The sequence below is a fragment of the Mesorhizobium sp. PAMC28654 genome (genome assembly GCF_020616515.1).
In the GTDB taxonomy this organism is placed as follows: Bacteria; Pseudomonadota; Alphaproteobacteria; order Rhizobiales; family Rhizobiaceae; genus Mesorhizobium.
Map to the genome: position 1 here is coordinate 5,464,664 of NZ_CP085135.1, position 18,968 is coordinate 5,483,631.

At 63.2% G+C, this 18,968-nt stretch carries 20 protein-coding genes and 3 pseudogenes; 16 read left to right on the forward strand and 7 right to left on the reverse strand.

All coding sequences use genetic code 11. The features are described 5' to 3' along the window. Window positions 1-86 precede the first annotated feature (86 nt). Genes LGH82_RS26790 through LGH82_RS26800 form a run of 3 tightly spaced genes read left to right on the forward strand, consistent with a single transcriptional unit; the run spans window position 87 to window position 2,607 of the window. The gene (locus LGH82_RS26790) at window positions 87-716 is read left to right on the forward strand and encodes a DUF1285 domain-containing protein (RefSeq protein ID WP_227349691.1); all 630 of its coding nucleotides are present in this window, start codon (window positions 87-89) and stop codon (window positions 714-716) included. Next, window positions 716-1,348: a CoA pyrophosphatase gene (locus LGH82_RS26795; protein ID WP_227345606.1), complete on the forward strand. Its 633-nt coding sequence runs from the start codon at window positions 716-718 to the stop codon at window positions 1,346-1,348. The genes LGH82_RS26790 and LGH82_RS26795 overlap by 1 nt, the downstream gene beginning before the upstream one ends. Next, window positions 1,345-2,607, forward strand: a complete 1,263-nt coding sequence (locus tag LGH82_RS26800; protein WP_227345607.1) for a CCA tRNA nucleotidyltransferase — start codon at window positions 1,345-1,347, stop codon at window positions 2,605-2,607. The genes LGH82_RS26795 and LGH82_RS26800 overlap by 4 nt, the downstream gene beginning before the upstream one ends. A gap of 131 nt (window positions 2,608-2,738) precedes the next feature. On the opposite strand, the gene LGH82_RS26805 is transcribed toward LGH82_RS26800, so the two are convergent. Both LGH82_RS26805 and hemF read right to left on the reverse strand, forming a co-directional pair. Then, window positions 2,739-2,924 carry a DUF1059 domain-containing protein gene (locus LGH82_RS26805; protein WP_227345608.1) on the reverse strand — a complete coding sequence of 62 codons (186 nt, stop codon included), beginning with the start codon at window positions 2,922-2,924 and terminating at the stop codon, window positions 2,739-2,741. Window positions 2,925-3,172: 248 nt separating this feature from the next. Next, window positions 3,173-4,087, reverse strand: a complete 915-nt coding sequence (hemF, locus tag LGH82_RS26810; RefSeq protein WP_227345609.1) for an oxygen-dependent coproporphyrinogen oxidase — start codon at window positions 4,085-4,087, stop codon at window positions 3,173-3,175. A gap of 218 nt (window positions 4,088-4,305) precedes the next feature. On the opposite strand from hemF, the gene LGH82_RS26815 reads away from it, so the two are divergent. Continuing rightward, complete coding sequence (locus LGH82_RS26815; protein WP_227345610.1) at window positions 4,306-4,563, forward strand: hypothetical protein; 258 nt, start codon at window positions 4,306-4,308, stop codon at window positions 4,561-4,563. Here LGH82_RS26815 and soxR read toward each other — a convergent pair. Beyond that, window positions 4,560-5,003, reverse strand: a complete 444-nt coding sequence (gene soxR, locus LGH82_RS26820; protein ID WP_227345611.1) for a redox-sensitive transcriptional activator SoxR — start codon at window positions 5,001-5,003, stop codon at window positions 4,560-4,562. The two genes, LGH82_RS26815 and soxR, sit on opposite strands and share 4 nt — an antisense overlap. A 165-nt stretch (window positions 5,004-5,168) precedes the next feature. After that, the gene (locus LGH82_RS26825) at window positions 5,169-5,627 is read right to left on the reverse strand and encodes a tRNA (cytidine(34)-2'-O)-methyltransferase (protein ID WP_227345612.1); all 459 of its coding nucleotides are present in this window, start codon (window positions 5,625-5,627) and stop codon (window positions 5,169-5,171) included. Between the two features lie 284 nt (window positions 5,628-5,911). On the opposite strand from LGH82_RS26825, the gene LGH82_RS26830 reads away from it, so the two are divergent. From LGH82_RS26830 to LGH82_RS26850, 5 genes and pseudogenes are all read left to right on the forward strand, one after another. Then, window positions 5,912-6,445, forward strand: a complete 534-nt coding sequence (locus LGH82_RS26830) for a hypothetical protein (protein WP_227345613.1) — start codon at window positions 5,912-5,914, stop codon at window positions 6,443-6,445. A gap of 50 nt (window positions 6,446-6,495) precedes the next feature. Further along, window positions 6,496-8,374 (forward strand): annotated as a pseudogene (locus LGH82_RS26835) (ABC transporter ATP-binding protein). 10 nt (window positions 8,375-8,384) lie between these two features. Further along, window positions 8,385-10,268, forward strand: coding sequence for an ABC transporter ATP-binding protein (locus tag LGH82_RS26840; RefSeq protein WP_227345614.1), 1,884 nt, complete (start codon window positions 8,385-8,387; stop codon window positions 10,266-10,268). A gap of 5 nt (window positions 10,269-10,273) precedes the next feature. Further along, a complete protein-coding gene (locus LGH82_RS26845) occupies window positions 10,274-10,747 on the forward strand; it encodes a GNAT family N-acetyltransferase (RefSeq protein WP_227345615.1) in 474 nt (157 codons plus the stop codon). A 1-nt stretch (window position 10,748) separates the two neighbouring features. Further along, a pseudogene (locus LGH82_RS26850) lies at window positions 10,749-11,055 on the forward strand (DUF6665 family protein). Between the two features lie 75 nt (window positions 11,056-11,130). Here the strand turns inward: LGH82_RS26850 and LGH82_RS26855 are convergent. Continuing rightward, a complete protein-coding gene (locus LGH82_RS26855; RefSeq protein WP_227345616.1) occupies window positions 11,131-11,475 on the reverse strand; it encodes a cupin domain-containing protein in 345 nt (114 codons plus the stop codon). A 314-nt stretch (window positions 11,476-11,789) separates the two neighbouring features. Between LGH82_RS26855 and petA the strand changes: the two genes are divergently transcribed. From petA to LGH82_RS26890, 7 genes and pseudogenes are all read left to right on the forward strand, one after another. Further along, a complete protein-coding gene (gene petA, locus LGH82_RS26860) occupies window positions 11,790-12,350 on the forward strand; it encodes a ubiquinol-cytochrome c reductase iron-sulfur subunit (RefSeq protein ID WP_227345617.1) in 561 nt (186 codons plus the stop codon). A 17-nt stretch (window positions 12,351-12,367) separates the two neighbouring features. Further along, the gene (locus tag LGH82_RS26865; RefSeq protein WP_227345618.1) at window positions 12,368-13,669 is read left to right on the forward strand and encodes a cytochrome b; all 1,302 of its coding nucleotides are present in this window, start codon (window positions 12,368-12,370) and stop codon (window positions 13,667-13,669) included. A 27-nt stretch (window positions 13,670-13,696) separates the two neighbouring features. After that, the gene (locus LGH82_RS26870) at window positions 13,697-14,569 is read left to right on the forward strand and encodes a cytochrome c1 (protein WP_227345619.1); all 873 of its coding nucleotides are present in this window, start codon (window positions 13,697-13,699) and stop codon (window positions 14,567-14,569) included. 127 nt (window positions 14,570-14,696) lie between these two features. Further along, a pseudogene (locus LGH82_RS26875) lies at window positions 14,697-15,390 on the forward strand (acid phosphatase). A gap of 172 nt (window positions 15,391-15,562) precedes the next feature. Beyond that, window positions 15,563-16,708 carry an alpha-hydroxy acid oxidase gene (locus LGH82_RS26880; protein ID WP_227345621.1) on the forward strand — a complete coding sequence of 382 codons (1,146 nt, stop codon included), beginning with the start codon at window positions 15,563-15,565 and terminating at the stop codon, window positions 16,706-16,708. 21 nt (window positions 16,709-16,729) lie between these two features. After that, window positions 16,730-17,185 (forward strand): hypothetical protein, encoded by a 456-nt coding sequence (locus tag LGH82_RS26885; protein WP_227345622.1) that lies wholly within the window; start codon window positions 16,730-16,732, stop codon window positions 17,183-17,185. A gap of 76 nt (window positions 17,186-17,261) precedes the next feature. Further along, the gene (locus LGH82_RS26890; RefSeq protein WP_227345623.1) at window positions 17,262-17,807 is read left to right on the forward strand and encodes an adenine phosphoribosyltransferase; all 546 of its coding nucleotides are present in this window, start codon (window positions 17,262-17,264) and stop codon (window positions 17,805-17,807) included. Between the two features lie 214 nt (window positions 17,808-18,021). Here the strand turns inward: LGH82_RS26890 and LGH82_RS26895 are convergent, their stop codons facing one another. Further along, window positions 18,022-18,486, reverse strand: a complete 465-nt coding sequence (locus LGH82_RS26895) for a MaoC family dehydratase (protein WP_227345624.1) — start codon at window positions 18,484-18,486, stop codon at window positions 18,022-18,024. Further along, window positions 18,483-18,962: a MaoC family dehydratase gene (locus LGH82_RS26900; protein ID WP_227345625.1), complete on the reverse strand. Its 480-nt coding sequence runs from the start codon at window positions 18,960-18,962 to the stop codon at window positions 18,483-18,485. The genes LGH82_RS26895 and LGH82_RS26900 overlap by 4 nt, the downstream gene beginning before the upstream one ends. Window positions 18,963-18,968: the final 6 nt, after the last annotated feature.

Below are 18,968 nucleotides of genomic sequence, written 5' to 3' on the forward strand. Positions count from 1 at the left end.
CGATTCGGCCTCGCGTAGCGCCTATGATCGAACTTAAATCGTACACTTAGGCTGACAAGCGAAACAACAGTGACTATTTCGTGACCATGACGGAACACTCCGAACATCGTGAAGAAAGCCTGACGGCGGCAACCGAGGCGCGAGGGCTGGAGGCGCTCGTCTCCCGCGCCACGCGCGCCGGCAAGGGGCCGGCGCCGGTCGAGCGCTGGAATCCGGATTTTTGCGGCGATCTCGACATGGAGATCAAGGCCGACGGCACCTGGTTCTATCTGGGCACGCCAATCGGCCGCATGCCGCTGGTCCAGCTCTTCTCCTCCGTGCTGCGCAAGGACGCGGACGGCAAGACCTATCTGGTGACGCCGGTGGAACGGGTCGGCATCCGCGTCGCCGATGCGCCCTTCATCGCCGTCGAGATGAATGTTTCTGGCAGCGGCGTCGATCAGGTCATCACCTTCCGCACCAATGTCGGCGATGTGGTCGAGGTCGGGCCGGATCGTCCCCTGCGCTTCGTCGACGAGAGCGAGACAGGTGGGCTGAAACCCTATGTGCTGGTGCGCGGCCGGCTGGAGGCACTGGTGGCGCGGCCGGTGATGTATGAACTGGTCGGACATGGCGAGGAGATCGAGATCGGCGACCAGACCATGTTCGCCGTGCGCTCGAAGGGCGCTGTGTTTCCGATCATGCCGGCGGACCAGTTGAAGCGGCTGAGTGCGTGATGGACCAGGTGACGCCGGCCCGGTTTTCCACCGCGGATTTTCGCGCCCGCTTTGCCGCGCAGCCGGATGCGCATGCCGGCGACGACTATGGCGACCATCGCTTCAATCCCGGTCATCCGCGTCTCAGCCAGGCAAAGACATTGCGCGATGCAGCGGTGCTCATCCCGGTGGTCGACCGCGACGGCGATGCGACGGTTCTTTTGACCAAGCGGGCTGAAAAGCTGCGCAGCCATTCGGGGCAGGTGGCCTTTCCCGGCGGCACCATCGATGCGGCCGACTCCAGCCCGGAAGCGGCGGCGCTGCGCGAGACGTTCGAGGAGATCGGGCTTGTCGGGGATCGCATCGAGATCATCGGCCGCATGCCCGACTATGTCGCCGGCAGCGGCTACCGCATCGCGCCGGTGCTGGGCATAGTTCGGCCTCCTTTCCAGTTGACACTCAATGCCGACGAGGTTGATGCCGCCTTCGAAGTGCCGCTGCGCTTCCTGATGGACCCGGCCAACCACAAGCGCGACAGCCGCATGTGGAACGATCTCGAATGGTTCTTCTACGACATGCCGTATGGCGACCGCCGCATCTGGGGCGTCACCGCCGGCATCATCCGTACGCTCTATGAAAGGCTCTATGCGTGAGTTCATCGATTGCGGGCAGGGCCGACTGGCTCGGCGACAAGCATCTGCAGCGCCTGCTTGGCATTCTGGCCGAAGGCGGTGAAGAGGCGCGGGTCGCCGGCGGGGCGGTGCGCAACACGCTGATGGGCCAACCGGTCGCCGATATCGACATCGCCACGACGTGCCTGCCTGATGAAACCATCCGCCGTGCCGAGGCTGAAGGCTTCAAGGCGGTGCCGACCGGCATCGAGCATGGCACGATCACGGTCGTCGCTGGCGGCAAACCTTATGAAGTCACCACCTTGCGCGCCGACATCGAGACCGACGGACGGCGCGCCAAGGTTTCGTTCGGGCGCGACTGGCAGGCCGACGCCGAGAGGCGCGACTTCACCATCAATGCGCTCTATGCGGACGCCGAGGGCAAGGTCATCGACCTCGTCGGCGGCATCGCCGACATAGAGGCGCACCGCCTGCGCTTCATCGGCGATGCGGAAGCGCGCATCCGCGAGGACTATCTGCGCATCCTCAGGTTCTTCCGCTTTTTTGCTTGGTATGGTGACGGCCGTCCGGACGCCGAAGGGCTGAAAGCCTGCGCGCGGCTGAAGGAGGGGCTCGGCCAGCTTTCCGCCGAGCGGGTCTGGTCCGAACTGAAGAAGCTGCTGTCGGCGCCCGATCCGTCACGGGCGCTGCTGTGGATGCGCCAGGCCGGCGTGCTGACCAGCGTGCTGCCGGAAAGCGAGAAATGGGGCATCGATTCGATCCATCCGCTGACCCGGGCGGAGAAGGATCTGGGCTGGACGCCGGATCCCCTGCTCAGGCTGGAGGCGATCGTGCCGCCCGATGCCGCGCGCATGAAGACACTTGCCGAGAGGCTGAAATTCTCGACGGCGGAAGCGGACCGCCTGCGCCACTGGGCGCTGAGTGTCGCCGTCGAGCCGAAGACCACGGAAGGCGAACTTGCCAAGAAGCTCTATCGCGGTGACCGGCAGGGCTTTGTCGACAGGCTGCGGCTGTCGCTCGCCTCGGCGCGGGCGCGCGCGGTGGAGGATACGGAGGCGCTGCTGGAAGCCGGCGGCTTTTCGCGCCTGCTTGCGTTTGCTGTTAAATGGGAAAAGCCGGTATTTCCGCTCAAGGGCGCCGATCTCACCGCCATTGGTGCCAAGCCTGGGCCGAAGCTCGGCGAAGTCCTGAAGAACCTGGAAGTCGAATGGGTCGAGGCGGGTTTTGCGCCCGATCGCGACGCGCTGATCAAGCGCGCCGCCGAAGCTCTGGAACCATGATCCCGCAACGTTCGGGCATGGCTGCGGTCTAATGCGTGTCGCCCAAAAGTGACCTCGGTTTTGGGAGAACGACATGCATAAAACAAAAGACCTAAAGCGCGTCGCATGAAGCCGTTTCGACGCGACCCGCTTTAGGCTGCGTCGCGGATCTTCTCGATCCGGGACCGAATTGCCTCGATCATCGTTTCGCGGATGACTGTTTCGCCATGCGTCTCGCGCATGTGCTCGACGGCTCGGCGCATGACCTCGGCTTCTTCGTCGGCACGCGTGTGCCAGTCGCAGCCGGGAACCAGCGATCCGCAGTTAAATTGCTTCATGGCATGTATCCTTTCCTCCGTGGGGCCGAATCCTTCGAGTCGGGAGGAGGGTCCGGCGCATTTTTGGGCTTGAGATCCGGTTGGTCCGCGGATCGCAAGCGGGCGAAAACTATAACACTAATGGGGCGATCTTGGTTGCATGAAAGCGCCGCGTATCCGGCGATAGGCGCTAACACCTTGAATCTCTTTTCGCTTCCACCCGCCATTGGTGGGTGGGAAGCACGAACCACGCTCCGCTCACCAACAGTCTACGGCCAGCGCACCTCCGGCGGCAGGCTGGACAGGATGGCCGCGACATTGCCGCCGGTCTTCAGGCCGAAGATGGTGCCGCGATCGTGCAGCAGGTTGAACTCGACGTAGCGGCCACGGCGGATGAGCTGCTCGTCGCGGTCGCCATCGGTCCAGTTCTCGTTGAAGTTGGCGCGCACGAGATGGCCGTAGACGACGAGGAAGGAGCGTCCGACATCCTGGACGAAGTTGAAGTCGGCATTCCAGCCGCCCTTGTCCTCGCCCGAATGCAGCCAGTCGAAGAAGATGCCGCCGGTGCCGCGCGGTTCATTGCGATGCGACAGGTAGAAATACTCGTCGCACCATGCCTTGAATTTCGGGTAGTCGGCGACATCAGCGTTCTTCTCGCAGGCAAACTGCATGGCGCGATGGAAAGCGATGGTGTCGGGGTCGTCCTGCGTGCGGCGGCGGTCGAGCACCGGCGTCAGGTCGGCGCCGCCGCCGAACCACTGGCGGGAGGTGACGACCATGCGCGTGTTCATGTGGACGGCGGGCACGTTGGGGTTCCACGGATGCGCGATCAGCGAAATGCCTGATGCCCAGAAGCGCGGGTCTTCCTCGGCGCCGGGCATCTGCTTCCTGAATTCCGGCGAGAACTCGCCATGGACGGTCGAGGTGTGGACGCCGACCTTCTCGAAGACGCGGCCATACATCATCGACATGGTGCCGCCGCCGCCTTTGCCCTCGTCGCGTTCCCAGGGCGTCTTTTCGAAGCGGCCGGGCGACCACGAGGCCAGCGGACCGCCAAGATCCTGCTCGATCTGCTCGAAGCCGGTGCATATGCGTTCGCGCAGCGCCTCGAACCACAGCCGCGCCTTCATCTTCTTCTCTTCAATGTCGGAGGGCAGGCCTGCGGGTATTTCGGGTCGTTCCAAGTGCCGTCTCCGGTTGGGCGGGCGGCGAGTCCACAAATGACTCGTCTTTTCTGGGCGCGATCCCTAATCTCTTAGGGGACAGGGTCAAGTCCCGTTACAGCTCCACGCGTCCTTTGGACGCGCAAAACGGCGCTGCAACACCTTGGTTTTGTGCTTGGTCCTTTCCGAACCTCGATTCCGATTTCGGGTTCACGCGCCAGGTGGCAAGGAGTTCTTTCGTGGGCACGCCGGCAAGACCGCCGCTGCATGGACTGAAGAAAAGGCTCGACCAAAGCCGGGCTGAACGCGCCAACAAGCCAAGAGATGGGTTTCTGCGGGAAACCTTCGTCCTGCCGCGCTCCGATGCGCGCCTCAAGGCCCAGGAATGGTTCGAGCGCTTCCCCAAACAGGCCTACTGGACCGAGATCGAAAGCTGGTTCGAGCGGCCGGGCGACCTCATCGAATTCACCATCAGGCGGCTGCCGGCGGCGGACTAACTTTCGACCAGCAATCTTCTCGCGCCCGTGCCTTCCCTTGCCAGCCGGTCGCCCCGGTTCCTCAGCGGGCATTTGTCGATCGACATGCAGCCGCAGCCGATACAGTCGGTCAGCCCGTCGCGCAGCTTCTTCAACTGGGCGATCTTCTGGTCGAGCCCGTCGCGCCAGGCGGTCGACAGCAGGTTCCAGTCGTCGCGCGTCGGCGTGCGACCTTCCGGCAGTGATTGAAGCGCGTAGCCGATCTCGGCCAGGGAGATGCCGACCTCCTGCGCGACCTTGATGATTGCCACGCGCCGCAGCACGTCGCGGCCGTAGCGCTGGTTGCCCGATGTACGGTGGCTGCGGATCAGACCGCGCGCCTCATAGAAATGCAGCGCCGACACCGCCACTCCGCTGCGCGCGGCCACCTGGCCGACCGTCAATTCCGTTACTGGCGCCATTACCGACTTTTCCGCTTGACCTCAAGTTAACTTGAGCTTGTAGCCAGAAAGCCAAAGATTTGCAAACCGCAGGAGAACGTGATGTGCGCTTGGGTGAGAATGACGCAAGAGGGGCTTGTCGCGGGCGGCGAGGAGGCACTGATCGCCATGCCTGCCGATGGCTTGCTATCGGAGCTGCCGGATGGCTTCGCCGGAGACCATGGCGACGGACAGCGCGACGTTGATGCTGCGCGCGGCACCCTGCATGGGGATCGTCAGCCGCGCTTCCGCCGCCTCGTGGACAGGATCTGGCACGCCTGCGGATTCGCGGCCGAACAGCAGGATGTCGCGATCGGCGAAGGCGAAGTCGGTGTAGGCGGTCGTGGCTTTGGTCGACAGCAGCACCAGCCGCCGCGCGGCCGCCTTGCGCCAATCCTGGAAGGCGTGCCAGTCGGCATGCCGGGTCATGTCAGCCATTTCGATGTAGTCCATGCCGGCGCGTTTCAACGCCCGGTCGGAGAGCGGGAAGCCAGCCGGTTCGATGATGTCGACGCCAAGGCCGAGGCACGCGGCGAAGCGCAGGATTGTGCCGGTGTTGCCGGCGATGTCCGGCTGGTAGAGCGCGATGCGGAGACGGTCGTTCATTTCCACGTCCTGCTAATAAGTGGCGGATCGGCCACAGGAGCCCGGCGGTTTTGGAAATTCCTGGACCCGCGGGTGGCCATTTTCTTCGAAGTCTTGTATACGCCGACCATTGTCAACCCGAACCGATGGAGGGGTAATTCATGATGGCCATGCACATCCAGCGCCCCTCTCGTGGACTTGTACGCTCCACGGCGGTTTCGGTACGACGATTCTCCTGACTCTCTAAGACTTGATCGCGCCGATTCCCGCCGAAACGCTTTTTCGGCTCTCGAAGGAATCCTGCGATGTTTTTCAAAAAGTCAAAAGGGCTGAACGCCCCACCTGAGCGTGTCCAGACCGACGCTGGCCGTCGTGTCTCGAGCGACGCAATCCGCGCCTCCGGCCGAATGCCGGCGGACGACGTTGCCTCGCCTTTTTATCTCTATTTTCACACGGAGGACGGACCGATGTTCGATCCCTACAGAATACCTGGCTCAAGGAGCCTGCACGAGCAGAAGATGGCGACGTGGGCGCTGCTGATCGGCGAAACCTATTCGTCGGCGGTTCACGCCCAGACGCGCCGCCGTCCGCATCGCGGGATGCTGCCGGATGTCGATTTCTCGCGCGCGGTTCCCGATCCGAGCCGGCCTTCGCTGGTGCGCCGGATCATCCGGCTGATCCGGCCGAAGATCCGCACTGTCACCACGGTGGCGTCAGCATCGTCGAACCAGCCTGTCGGCGAAACGTCGTCGGCATCCTATATTGGCCGAAGCAACACCGGCGACTCGGGTGAATCCGAGCCGTCGGCCGTAAGTGGCATGCGTTCGCTTGCCGCTTAACCGGGGACCAGGATTACCCACCCCTCGCATATTTGAAGAGTGCCGATACGATGTTTGCCTGGTTTGAAAAAAGGCTCGATCCGTTCCCCGCGGAGGAACCGGTCGAGCCGCCGAAGACGCTGGTTGCCTTTTGCGTGCACTACACGCGGGGCGCGTGGCCCTATATCCTGATCGATGCGGTGCTGGTGGCGGCCATCGCCATTGCTGAAGTTTGGATGTTCGGCTTCCTCGGCAGCATCGTCGACTGGCTGTCGGCTCAGAACCGCGAAACTTTCCTGCAGACGGAAACCTGGAAGCTCGCCGGCATGGCCTTCATCGTGCTGTTCGCGCTGCCCGGCACGGTATGGCTGCATTCGCTGCTCAACCAGCAGACGCTGATGGGTAACTATCCCATGCGCATCCGCTGGCAGGTGCATCGCTACCTGCTCAAGCAGTCGATGAGCTTCTACCAGGATGAGTTTGCCGGCCGCATCGCCACCAAGCTGATGCAGACGGCACTCGCCGTGCGCGACTGCGTCATCAAGCTGATGGACGTCCTGAATTACGTCATCGTCTATTTCCTGGGCATGCTGTACATCGTTGGCTCGGCCGATCTGCGGCTGGCCGCCCCGCTCGGCGTCTGGCTGGTCAGCTACATCCTGCTGCTGCGCTACTTCATCCCGCGCCTGGGCAGGGTTGGCGAGGAGCAGGCCAATGCGCGCTCGATCATGACCGGCCGCGTCGTCAGCTACTCCAACATCCAGACGGTCAAGCTGTTCAGCCACGCGCGCCGCGAATCCTCCTTCGCCAAGGAGGGCATGGGCGGTTTCCTCGACACGGTCTACCGGTCGATGCGGCTGGTGACGGTGCTCTACGGCCTGCTCTACATCATGAATTCGCTGCTGCTGTTTTCGGTCACCGCGATCTCGCTGTGGCTATGGCTGAACCAGGGCGGTGACGATCGGCGCGGTCGCCGTGGTCATCGGCCTGGTGCTCAGGCTCTGGGGCATGTCGCAGTGGATCATGTGGGAAATGTCGGGCCTGTTCGAGAACATCGGCACGGTGCAGGACGGCATCGCCTCGATCTCAATGCCACGCCTTGTCGAGGACAGGCCGGATGCCGGGGATATCGCCGTGTCCAAGGGCGAGATCCGCTTCGATAACATCGGCTTCCACTACGGCAAGCAGAAGGGTGTCATCGAAGGCCTGTCGCTGGCGGTGAAGCCGGGCGAAAAGGTCGGCATTGTCGGCCGCTCCGGCGCCGGCAAGTCGACGCTGGTCAACCTCCTCTTGCGCTTCTACGATCTGGAGAGCGGCAAGATCCTGATCGACGGCCAGGAGATCGCTGCTGTGAAGCAGGATTCGCTGCGCGCGCAGATCGGCATGGTCACGCAGGATACCTCGCTGCTGCATCGTTCGGTGCGCGAGAACATCCTCTATGGCCGGCCCGATGCGTCAGACGAGATGCTTGTCGAGGCGGCGCGGCGCGCCGAGGCGCTGGACTTCATCGGCGGGCTTTCGGATGCCGGTGACCGCAAGGGGTTCGATGCCCATGTCGGCGACCGCGGCGTCAAATTGTCCGGCGGCCAGCGGCAACGCATCGCCATTGCCCGCGTTATGCTGAAGGACGCGCCGATCCTCATTCTCGACGAGGCGACGTCCGCGCTCGATTCCGAGGCCGAGGCGGCGATCCAGGAGAACCTCTACAAGCTCATGCAAGGCAAGACCGTCATCGCCATTGCCCACCGGCTGTCGACCATCGCCGCCATGGACAGGCTGGTGGTGATGGACAAGGGCCGGATCATCGAGGAAGGTTCGCATGAGGATCTCGTCGCCAGGGGCGGGCTCTATGCGCAGCTGTGGCAACGACAGTCGGGCGGGTTCCTGCTTGAGGACGGTCCGGTTGACGCCGCCAACGACGCACTAGCAAAGGGGCAAGCCGCAGAATGATGGCCGCCGCATGATGACTGCCATTTATCGCTGGTTCGAGAATTGGGTCTTCCCGTTCCGGGAGCCGGCGAACCTTCGGCCCCCGGCCAGCGTTGGCGGCTTCATCTGGCACTATGTCGGCCAGGCGAAGTTCGCCTTTTTCGCCATGATGGTCATCGGCGGCATCGCGCCGCTGGTCGAGGCCGGCTTGTTCTACTTCGTCGGGCGGCTGGTCGACATTCTCGACCAGCTTCCGAACCCGCGCAGTTGGCAAGCCTTGTGGCATGCCGCCGGCCCCGAACTGGTGTTCATGGTCGTGGTGGTGCTGGTCATCCGCACCATCGTCGTCGGGCTGTCGGCGCTGGTCGACGAACAGACGATCACGCCCGGCTTCTACAATCTGGTGCGCTGGCAGGCACACCGGCATGTCTCGCGCCAGTCCTACGCCTTCTTCCAGAACGATTTCGCCGGGCGCATCGCCACCAAGGTCTGGCAAGCGGGGCAGGCGACCGGCGACCTGATGGAGAGCTTCATCGAGGTCGTCTGGTTCATGGTCGTCTACACGGTGACGACGCTGGCGGTGGTCGCTGGGCTTGACCTGCGATTGGCCGCGCTGGTGGTGGTCTGGATCGCCGCCTTCGGCTTTCTGGCAAAACTATATCTGCCGGCGATTCGCAAGCATGCCGAGGCAACCGCCGAAGCCGGCTCGATGATCAATGGCCGCATCGTCGATTCCTATTCGAACGTGCAGACGCTGAAACTGTTCTCGGCCGATGGTGACGACCGCTATATTCGTAGCGGCTTCGACATCTATCTCGACGCGCTGCGTCCTTTCACGCGCCGGCTGACCGGCGTGCGGATGGCGCTGACGACGCTGTCGGGATTCATGATCACGGCAATCGCCTGCTTTGCAGTTTATCTCCGGGTCGAAGGCTCGATCACCGTCGGCGCCGTCGCCTTCACGCTGTCGCTGGTGCTGCGGCTCAACATGCTGCTCGGCCGGCTGATGATGCAGCTCAACGGTATCCTCAGAAATCTCGGCGTACTGGAAAACTCCAAGGCGCTGATCTCGCAACCGCTCGGGCTGGTCGATGCGCCGGACGCCAAGGAACTGGTCGTGGCCGGCGGACGCATCGACGTCCGGAACCTTGAATTCCACTATGGCAAGGGTTCCGGCGTGCTCGACAGCATCGACCTTGTCGTGCGGCCGGGCGAGAAGGTCGGACTGGTCGGGCCGTCCGGCGCCGGCAAGACGACGCTGGTCAACCTGATCCTGCGGCTTTACGATATCGAGAGCGGCAAGATCACCATCGACGGGCAGGACGTTTCCAAGGTCACGCAGAATTCGCTGCGCGCCAATATCGGCGTCGTCAGCCAGGATACAGCACTGTTCCACCGGTCGCTGCGCGACAACATCAAGCTTGGCATGCCCGATGCGACCGACGCCGAGGTGATCGCCGCGGCCAGGAAGGCGGAGGCGCATGAGTTCATCCTGAACCTGCGCGATAACCGGGACCGCGTCGGCTACGAGGCCTTTGTCGGCGAGCGCGGCGTGAAGCTGTCGGGCGGCCAGCGCCAGCGCGTGGCGATCGCCCGCGTCTTCCTCAAGGACGCGCCGATCCTGGTGCTGGACGAAGCGACGTCGGCGCTCGATTCCGACATCGAGGCGGCGATCCAGGAGAATTTGACGCGGCTGATGGAAGGAAAGACGGTCATCGCCATCGCGCACCGGCTGTCGACCATCGCTGCACTCGACCGGCTGGTGGTGCTCGATGGCGGCCGGATCGTCGAACAGGGCACGCATGACCAACTGGTGGCGCTGGACGGGCTCTATGCGCGGCTGTGGAAGCGCCAGTCCGGCGGCTTCCTGTATCACGAGGACAGCGTTCTGGAAGAGACGAGGCCGGCGGAGTAGGGGGCATGGGCGGCGCGGCGCGGACCGACTATGTGCTCAGGCGGCTTCGGCCGACCACCCAGGCCTTCGACGCGCTGAAGCAAGAGAGCCGGCTGGAAGGGTACTGGATGCTGGTGCGCCTGGCGGATGGCTGGGCAAGCGGTCGCAACAAGTTCCTGAAGCGCGGGGAGGCGCTATACGGTGCATGGCAAGGCCGCAACCTTGCCGGGGTATGCGGGCTGAACGTCGATCCCTATTTCGACGGGAGACAGGGGCGGGTCCGGCACCTGTTTGTCAGTGCTGGTCACCGCCGCAACGGTGTTGGCCGCATGCTGGTCCAAACCGTCATTGAAAGGGCCCGCCGATATTTCGCTGCCCTGAACACCCGTGCGCCCAAGGAAGCCTTTCCTTTCTATGAGGGGCTTGGCTTCCAGCGCGTGGAGGGCGAAGAATTCGTCACCCACCGCATGATGCTCTCCGGACACGGGAAAGGAAGCTGAGATGTCATTGCGCCCGCCGTCTGTCGGCACCTCGGCGGCGGAAGCCGCCTTCGACGCTCTTGGTCATGAAATCCTCGCCGAGAAGGCGGCAGCGCTCGGCCGCGCCGGCCAGCGCGTGGAGGACGTTGGCGAGGCTTCGCGACAATGGCGACAATGCCGAGCACCGGCCCCGGCTTCTCAAGGAAGCGGCAGAGGCAGTGCACGGCTACTTCATCCAGCGCGAACTGTGCGGCTTGAGGAAGCACGACGCGGTGATCCGCGAATACGATATCCCAAGGGCCGTCCTCGTCAGGGTCGGCGCGAAATAGCCCTTTTCTGTTGGACCGTGATCTTTTTCGAAAACCGGTTTTTTGCTTACGCTGACCTTCGGTTCGGGATCATGGTCACTCCAGCCACTCGGTGATGAACGTTCCGTTTTCGTGGATGTCGGTCGTCTCCAGCGGACCTGGACCGAGATTGGTGAATTTATGCGGCGTGCCGGGCGGCACGATGACGATCTGGCCGGCGGAGGCCTCGATTTCCTGGTCGCCGATCGTGAACAGGCCGGTCCCCTGCCGGATGATGAAAATCTCCGCGTAGGGATGCTTGTGCAGCCGCGGGCCGCCGCCGACGTCGGGCAGATAGTTGAAGATCAGGCAGGAGTTGGAGCCGTGGACGCCGCATTGCAGTTCGCCCTTCCAGCGGTCGGGGCGAACGGCCCATTCCTCGCGATCGATGACATGCGCCATGAGGAGCAGGATAGACCCGGCCAGCCTCTTGTGTCGAGGCGAACAGGGGCAGCGGATTTGCGGTTGTTTCCCTGCCGTTTAGCGGCGTTTCACGGCCGTTCGCCGTCTTGTCGCGCGATAGGGTATTTTGTCCCCGCGACAATCTGCCCATGTGCCTTCACCCGTCTGGACAAAAACGGGCTTCACGCATAAACCGAAGTCCAAATGCCGGAGGAATTCGCTAGCCTGTTCGCCATGCGCTGTCGGGTTGGCGTGAATGAGCGGGGAACAAGGCTCAGCCACCGGCGCGGAAGAGGCGAAAGGATCAGGCACCCGTGAGCGCAACCGAAATCCACGATCCCAATCGTCGAGACTTTCTCTACGTCGCAACCGGCATGGCCGCTGTGGTTGGCGCGGGTGCGTTCGCGTGGCCGTTCATCGACCAGATGCGTCCCGATGCCTCGACGCTGGCGCTCGCTTCGGTGGAAGTCGACGTTGGCTCGCTGACGCCGGGCATGTCGCTGATCGTCAAGTGGCGCGGCAAGCCGGTCGTGGTGCGCAACCGCACCGACAAAGAGATGAAGGACGGCGAAGCCGTCAGCCTCACGGATCTGAAGGACCCGATCGCCCGCAACGCCAACCTGCCGGCCGACGCTCCGGCAACCGACGCCAACCGCACCACGCCCGGTAAGGAAGCCTGGATGGTGATGGTTCAGGTCTGCACGCATCTGGGTTGCATTCCGCTCGGCCAGGAAGGCGATTTCGGCGGCTGGTTCTGCCCGTGCCACGGTTCGCAATACGACACCGCCGGCCGCATCCGCAAAGGACCGGCGCCTGAAAATATGGCAGTGCCGGTATTCAAGTTCATTTCCGATACCAAGATCCTTATCGGTTGAGGCAGGGGGATATTTCCATGAGCGAGGGACACTCGACCTATACGCCCAAGACCGGTATCGAACGCTGGTTCGACGCCCGCATGCCGCTGCCGCGGCTGATCCATGATTCTTTTGTCTCCTACCCGGTGCCGCGCAACCTCAACTACATGTGGACCTTCGGCGGCATCCTGTCGATCATGCTGGTGGCGCAGATCCTCACCGGCGTCGTGCTGGCCATGCACTATACGGCTGACACCAATCTCGCCTTCGGCTCGGTCGAGAAGATTATGCGCGATGTGAATTCCGGCTGGCTCTTGCGCTACATGCATGCCAACGGCGCCTCGTTCTTCTTTATCGCCGTCTACATGCACATCTTCCGGGGGCTTTATTACGGCTCCTACAAGGCGCCGCGCGAGCTTCTGTGGATCCTCGGCTGCATCATCTACCTCCTGATGATGGCAACCGGCTTCATGGGCTACGTGCTGCCGTGGGGCCAGATGAGCTTCTGGGGTGCCACCGTCATCACCGGCTTCTTCTCAGCCATTCCGCTTGTCGGGAACTGGATCCAGCAGCTGCTGCTCGGCGGCTTCGCCGTCGACAATCCGACGCTCAACCGCTTCTTCGCGCTGCACTATCTCCTGCCTTTCATGATTGCCGGTGTCGTCGTGCTGCACGTCTGGGCGCTGCACGTCGTCGGCCAGTCGAACCCGACCGGCATCGAGGTCAAGTCGAAGACCGACACCGTCGCCTTCACACCCTATGCGACCATCAAGGACGCGTTCGGCATGATCGTGTTCCTGTTCATCTTCGCCTATTTCGTCTTCTTCCTGCCGAACTATCTCGGCCATCCGGACAACTACATCGTTGCCAATCCGCTGAAGACGCCGGCCCATATCGTGCCGGAATGGTACTTCCTGCCGTTCTACGCAATCCTGCGCGCCATCACCTTCAATGTCGGGCCGATCAACTCCAAGCTCGGCGGCGTGCTGTGCATGTTCGGCGCCATCGTCATGCTGTTCCTGGTGCCTTGGCTCGACACGTCCAAGGTGCGCTCCGCGGTCTACCGGCCCTGGTACAAGCTGTTCTTTTGGTTGTTCGTCGCCGACGCCATCCTGCTCGGCTGGCTGGGCTCGCAGCCTGCGGAAGGCAGCTATGTGTTCATGGCGCAGATGGCGACGCTGTTCTACTTCGCCTTCTTCCTGATCGCGCTGCCGGTGCTCGGCCTGATCGAGACGCCGCGGCGGTTGCCGAATTCGATCACCGAAGCGGTGCTTGAGAAGAACAAGGGCGGCAGCGCACATCCGGCGGGCGCCACGGCCGCGCCAGAGACCAAGGGCTGAGCGGTAGAGAATCTAAGGGGATTTGGCATGAAAAAGATTCTCACCTCGCTGGCGCTGATCGGCCTTGTGGCCGCCGGCACTGGGGCCGCCGGAACTTGGGCGTTCGCAGCCGAAGAGGCGCACAACGCGGCCGCGCCGACGCATTTCCCGATGGAAGAGCCGAAGGAGATGGGCTGGAGCTTCACCGGTCCGTTTGGAACTTACGACAAGGCGCAGCTGCAGCGCGGCCTGAAGGTCTACAAGGAAGTCTGCTCGGCCTGCCATTCGATGAATTTGGTGGCGTTCCGCACGCTGACGGACCTCGGTTACTCCGAAGCGCAGGTAAAGTCTTTTGCCGCCTCGTACACCATCCACGACGGCCCCAACGATGCCGGCGAGATGTTCGACCGTCCCGGCAAGCCGTCCGACCATTTCCCGGCGCCGTTCGCCAATGAGGAAGCAGCCGCAGCCTCCAACGGCGGCGCTGCCCCGCCCGATATGTCGCTGCTGGCCAAGGCGCGCGGCGTCGAGCGTGGCTTTCCGCAATTCGTCTTCGACATCTTCACGCAGTATGACGCAGGCGGTCCCGACTATATCCATTCTCTGCTAACCGGTTTCGACCAGACGCCGCCAGCGGGCATGGTCATCCCCGAGGGCACGCATTACAATCCGCATTTCATGTCCGGCGTGTCGCTGAAGATGGCCAAGCCGCTTTCCGATGGCGCAGTGACCTATGATGACGGTTCGCCACAGACCGTCGACCAGTATGCCCGCGACGTTTCGGCCTTCCTGATGTGGGCGGCCGAGCCGCATATGGAAGACCGCAAGAAGACCGGCACCCGCGTGCTGTTTTTCCTCCTGCTGTTCGGCGCGCTGGTCTATCTCACCAAGCGCAAGGTGTGGGACGGCGTGGCGCACTAGATCGCGCGGCCAAGGAATTTTGAAAAGGGCGCCGCGAGGCGCCCTTTTCATTTTCCGTGGCCTGCCATGTCACATGACCGTCGCGATATCTGGCGATCCTCCGCCGCTCTCATCGAAGGATCGCTCCATGAAAAGATATGTATCGCTTGCGGCAGGCTTGCTGCTGCTCATAGTCGGCTCCGCTGCGAACGCGCAAGACGCCCAGCCGTTCATCACCAACAAGGACATCGACCTGACGATGATCCTGCCGCCGCCGCCGGCGAATGATTCTGCCCAAACCAAGGCCGAGATTGGTGGTGCTGACGCTGCAGGTGACGCGCACGCCCGAGATGGTGGCCAGTGCCGTCGCCGATGCCGAGGAGAATGTCTGGCGCTTCGCCGACGTCATGGGGCCGAAGTTCAACAAGGAAGCGCTGCCGAAATTCTCAGCCTTCTTCGATCGCGTTGTGGCCACCGAGGGCGCTGTGGTCGATCCGGCCAAGGATGTGTGGAAGCGCCCGCGTCCGCATCAGCTCAGCGATCTCGTGAAGCCCGCCGTCAAGCTGTCCAGCTCCGGGTCCTGGCCGTCCGGACACGCCACTGTCGGCACCATGATGGGCATCATCCTCGCAGACATGGTTCCGGAAAAACGCGCCGAGATCATGGCGCGGGCGGCTGAGTACGCCCACAACCGCGTCGTTGGCGGCATCCATTATCCGTCCGACGTCGAGATGGGCAAGATCTCCGGCAGCGTCATTGCCGCTGTCTTGCTCAACCGGGACGATTTCAAGGCCGAATACGACGTGGCCAAGGCCGAGCTTCGCTCCGACCTCGGCATGTAAGCCTTCGCTGGCGGTTCTCGAGAAGAGGGGCGCTTCGGGCGCCCCTCTTCGCACGCGTGGCCATGATCAGGGGGTCGCTCGGCAATTACTCCGTTGGCACGGGGACGCCGGATTGATATTCGACGCATGAAGGGCGGCGAAAGGCTTGTCCCATGGCGTCTGGAATTCGACGATGCGGCTCAGCGACTGTCACAATTTTTCCGATTTCCGCCGCATGGCTGAACGTCGGCTGCCGGGTCCGATCTTCAACTATATCGACGGCGCGGCGGACGACGAGGTCACCTATCGCCGCAACACCGAAAGCTTCGAGAGCTGCGACCTCGTTCCCAATGTCCTGCGCGGCGTCAGCGAGGTCGACATGTCGGTGACGGTGATGGGCCAGAAGCTGGCAATGCCGGTCTACTGCTCGCCGACCGCCTTGCAGCGCCTGTTCCATCACCAGGGCGAGCGCGCGGTCGCCAAGGCTTCGGCCAAGTACGGAACGATGTTCGGCGTGTCCTCGCTCGGCACTGTCAGCCTCGAGGAGGCGCGCAAGATCAGCAACGCCCCACAAGTCTACCAGTTCTATTTCCATCGGGATCGTGGCCTCAACCGGGCGATGATGCAGCGTGCCAGGGAGGTTGGCGTCGAAGTGATGATGCTGACCGTCGACAGCATCACCGGGGGAAACCGCGAGCGCGACAAGCGCACCGGCTTTGCCATCCCCTTCAAGCTCAACCTCGCCGGCATGCTGCAGTTCGCGCTGAAACCAGCCTGGGCGATCAACTATTTCACCCATGAGGGGTTCAAGCTGCCGCAACTGGACGAGCATGTCGACATGAGTGGCGGCACGATGTCGATCAGCCGCTATTTTACCGAGATGCTCGATCCGTCTATGACCTGGGACGACGTCGCCGAGATGGTCAGGCTGTGGCCGGGGCCGTTCTGCCTCAAGGGCATCATGTCGGTGGAGGATGCCAGGCGTGCGGTAGAGATCGGCTGCAGCGGGATCGTGCTGTCCAACCATGGCGGCCGGCAGCTGGACGGCTCGCGGGCGGCGTTCGACCAGCTTGCCGAGATCGTCGATGCCGTCGGCGACCGGATCGACGTGATCATGGATGGCGGCGTGCAACGCGGCACGCATGTGCTGAAGGCGCTGTCGCTCGGCGCCAAGGCCGTCGGCGTCGGCCGCTACTACCTGTTCCCGCTGGCGGCGGCGGGCCAGCCGGGCGTCGAACGGGCGCTTGAACAGATGCGCGTCGAGATCGAGCGCGGCATGAAGCTGATGGGCTGCACCACGATCGGACAATTGTCACGCGAAAATCTCCGTTTCAGGTAATCTGCGGGAGGAGGGATGCCCATGCCGGACAGTGAAGGCCAAGGTGATAGGGACGCGATCAGGGCGATCATCATCAGCCAGTTCGAGAGCCTGAGTTGGGGCGAGGGGCACGCTCCGGGCTGGGACGGTTTCGCCGGGGATTTCCTGGCCGAAGCCAGCCTCTTTCCCGCCGCCCGCCCTGCCAAACCGATCGGCGTCGGCGCTTTCGTCGAGCGGATGCGTAAGTTGTCGGAGACGTCGCTCAGGACATTCGACGAGACCGTGCTTGGGATCGATATCCATGTCTTCGGCAACATCGCGATCGCGGCGGCCGGGGCTGAGATGATCGAGAACGGGGCCGGGACCAGTCGCTCGGTCGAAATGATGCTCCTGGTGAAAAGCGAGGGGAGCTGGAAGATCGCCGCCCAGGCGTGGGACAAGGCGAGCGAGTCCAATCCTTTGCCGGACACGCTTGTCTCGGCCGCCACATCGCGCTAGCCGTTATCGGTCGCGCCGGGCACCGGCGCCGTTTCACACCTGTCAGCCGAAGCTGGATTACCCGGAGAGCCGCCTCATGAAACCTTCACTTGAAGACGAGCTGCTCGCCGCGATCCGCACCATTCCCGATTATCCCAAGCCCGGCATATTGTTTCGCGACATCACCACGCTGCTCGGCAACGCACGCGCCTTCCGCCGCGCCATCGACGAGCTGGTGCATCCCTATGCCGGCCAGAAGATCGACAAGATCGCCGGCATCGAGGCGCGCGGCTTCATCCTGGGCGGCGCTGTCGCCCACCAGCTTTCGGCCGGCTTCGTGCCGATCCGCAAGAAGGGCAAGCTGCCCTTCGAGACGGTGCGCGTCGCCTACAGCCTGGAATATGGGCTGGACGAGATGGAGATGCACAAGGACGGCGTCGCCCCCGGCGAGAAGGTGATCCTGGTCGACGATCTCATCGCCACCGGCGGCACGGCGGAGGCGGCGGTCAAGCTGCTGCGCCAGATCGGCGCCGATATCCTCGCCGCCTGCTTTGTGATCGACCTGCCGGATCTCGGCGGCCGCGCCAAGCTTGAGGCGCTCGGCGTGCCGGTGAGGACGCTGATCGGGTTCGAGGGGCATTGAGCGTTTTTACCTTCTCCCCTTGTGGGAGAAGGTGGATCGGCGCGCAGCGCCGAGACGGTTGAGGGGTGTTGGACGGAGCGCAGCGCTGGCCATCTCTTGCCGTGTGCTGGACCGCCGATCTTGGATGAAGGTGTCCGCCAAGCTGGAGCACCCCTCATCCGACCTCGCTTCGCGAGGCCACCTTCTCCCACAAGGGGAGAAGGGAAGGGCTCAGCTACTCCGTCTTCACCAGCACGGCGCTCTCAAACTCCAGCACCTTGTCGCCGGTCGAATCGAAAGCCTCCGAGCGCAGCGCCAGCAGACGCCAGCCAGGGCGTGAGGCGATGGGGCGATGGGAAAGGGCGGTGCGGGTGAAGGTCACCGTTTCGCCGGCATAGACCGGCTTCAGCCATTTCAGGTTCTTGAAGCCGGGTGAGGGGCCAAATTCCGGGACGGGGCCCGGGCCGGTCCAGCCTTCGGCGTCCATGCGGGCTTCAAGGTTGTATTTCATCCAGGTTGCGGCGGTGTGCCAGCCGGAGGCGCAGAGACCGCCGAGTACGCTGGCCTTGGCCGCTTCCTCGTCGACGTGGAAGACCTGCGGGTCGTATTTGCGGGCGAAGGCCTTGATCTCTTCCGGCTCGAACCTGTGCGAGCCGAGCGTGACGGTGGTGCCTATGCGGAAGAACTCGTCGAGGGTCATCCCAGCGCCTCACGCGTGAGGAACATGCAGGTATTCTCGAATTCAAAGACGCTTTCACCGCGCTGGTTGAACAATTCGCTGCGCATGGTGACGAGGCCAAGCCGCGGCCTCGATTTCGAAACGCGCTTGGCAAGGACGGTGGTTTTACCGGAGAGCATGTCCCCGGCCAGCACCGGCTTCTTCCATTTGACATAGTCCACGCCGGGCGCCCCTTGCGATGTCGAGTCCAGCAGGAAGGCATCGCACAGCATGCGCATGAACATGGCGCAGGTGTGCCAGCCCGAAGCCGCCAGTCCGCCGAGGATGCTCGCCTTGCCGGCTTCCTCGTCGAGATGCATCGGCTGGGCGTCGAACTCCCCGGCGAATTCGATGATCTCTTCGGCGCTTACCAGCTTGGTGCCGAGGTCGAGCGATGTGCCCTCCATGAAATCATCGTAGGTCCAGGTCTTTCCGGGAACAGAAGTCTTTCCGGTCATATTTCA